The sequence below is a fragment of the Amycolatopsis sp. NPDC051061 genome (assembly GCF_040682935.1).
GTDB lineage: Bacteria > Actinomycetota > Actinomycetes > Mycobacteriales > Pseudonocardiaceae > Amycolatopsis.
The window spans coordinates 1-1,479 of the sequence record NZ_JBFBBZ010000152.1 but is presented as its reverse complement, the minus strand read 5'-3'; the positions used below and the strand labels follow the sequence as shown (position 1 = coordinate 1,479).

The following is a 1,479-nucleotide window of genomic DNA, read 5'->3' as shown; positions in this document are numbered from 1 at the left end:
AGATAATAAATAGCATTGTTACCCCTAAATACCTTATATTGTCATTTTCTATACTGAATGCTTTATTAATAGACAGTGGAATTATCTTATTAACTTCTATCGGTAAATATCTTAAAGGAGAAAAGTTAGCGCAAATTGTATTTATAGAATCATTTTTTTTGATTGGTCTACAACCTCAATTCCTTTATTTTTATACTGACCCAATTACCTTTTTCTTCACAAGTTTACTTTGTTTTTTAGTTGTAAAATATACTTATAAGAAATATTTAATTTGGTGGTTTGTTATTGGTCTAATTTTTAGTATTGCTTATAAAATTAGAGTACCTGTCGTTATTTATCTTATAGCATTAATCATTGTTGTTATATATCAATTGGTCTTTTCGCCTGAAAAAATAAAAAAAAGAAAATTAGTCAATAAAACTGTCGTTTTGTTTAGTGGAATACTAATAACAATCATCGGAATTAATTATTATGCTCATCATCAAAAAATAACAGAATATGATACAAAATATAGCAGGAATTTTATGTATTTCATTGATTTAGGACTAACAGATACAGGAGCAAACCATTCTCAATTACCTACTGAAATTCTAATTCCAGAAAAAAATGGAAAAATTCAAACAAGAACACAACTAGAATCTAAACTAAACAAAGATATAAAAAACAGAATTAAAAACTATGGTATATTAGGTCTTATTAAACATCAAAATACAAAATTTAAGTATTTTGTTCAAGACGGTACTCTTGGTTGGACAACCGAGGCTGTGTTAGTAGAAAGTAATGTTGTAAAAACAAAATTTACTGAATCAACAATTGGTCATAAAATAAGAGATATTATTTATGTTCATAGACCGTATTACCCCAAATATGCGATATACATGCAAATAAGTTGGATTTTTGTTGTGCTAGGACTAGTCCTTTACTTTAAAAAATATAAAAAAGTTACCTATACTGAATTAGTTTTTCAACTTGTTTTATTAGGAGGGATTCTATTCTTATCATTATTTGAAGCAGGAAGAAGTCGGTATCTAATACAATTTTTACCAGCCATTATACTATTATCATCAATAGGTTATTTTAAAATGAATAGCTCCAAAAGCTCATAATTTAAGTTTTAAGCACGATCAACCCTTAATCGGATAAATTTATAACTCACTCATTTAAACAGGATCTAACGTTCAAAAAATGCTATTCTCGTGTCTTTTATCCGAAAAGCCTTTCCTGCGTTAGTTCTTTCAGAAAATAATGTTTTCTTTTTTAATCGAGGAGTACAAGCGGAGCGACAAAAGCAAACAGGGGATCTTGAACTTGTCGCTCACTTTTGCTATACTAAAGCCCTTAAACATAAGTAAAAGCGCTAATTTAGCGCTTTTTTTGTTGATTTTTTGGAAAACTTTGCAACAGAACCGTTTAACCTTAGATATTTGGTTAAGAAAGAAACGGGATATGCAAGCAGCCTATGTTTTCTTAAAAAGTATT

1 protein-coding gene and 1 pseudogene are annotated in these 1,479 nt (G+C 28.4%); both read left to right on the top strand.

All coding sequences use genetic code 11. The features are described from left to right. A partial coding sequence (locus AB0N03_RS52350) for a hypothetical protein (protein ID WP_364388996.1) occupies positions 1-1,106 on the top strand: 1,106 nt, incomplete at its 5' end. Positions 1,107-1,386: 280 nt separating this feature from the next. Further along, positions 1,387-1,479, top strand: a pseudogene (locus tag AB0N03_RS52345) (IS6 family transposase); the annotation flags it as partial.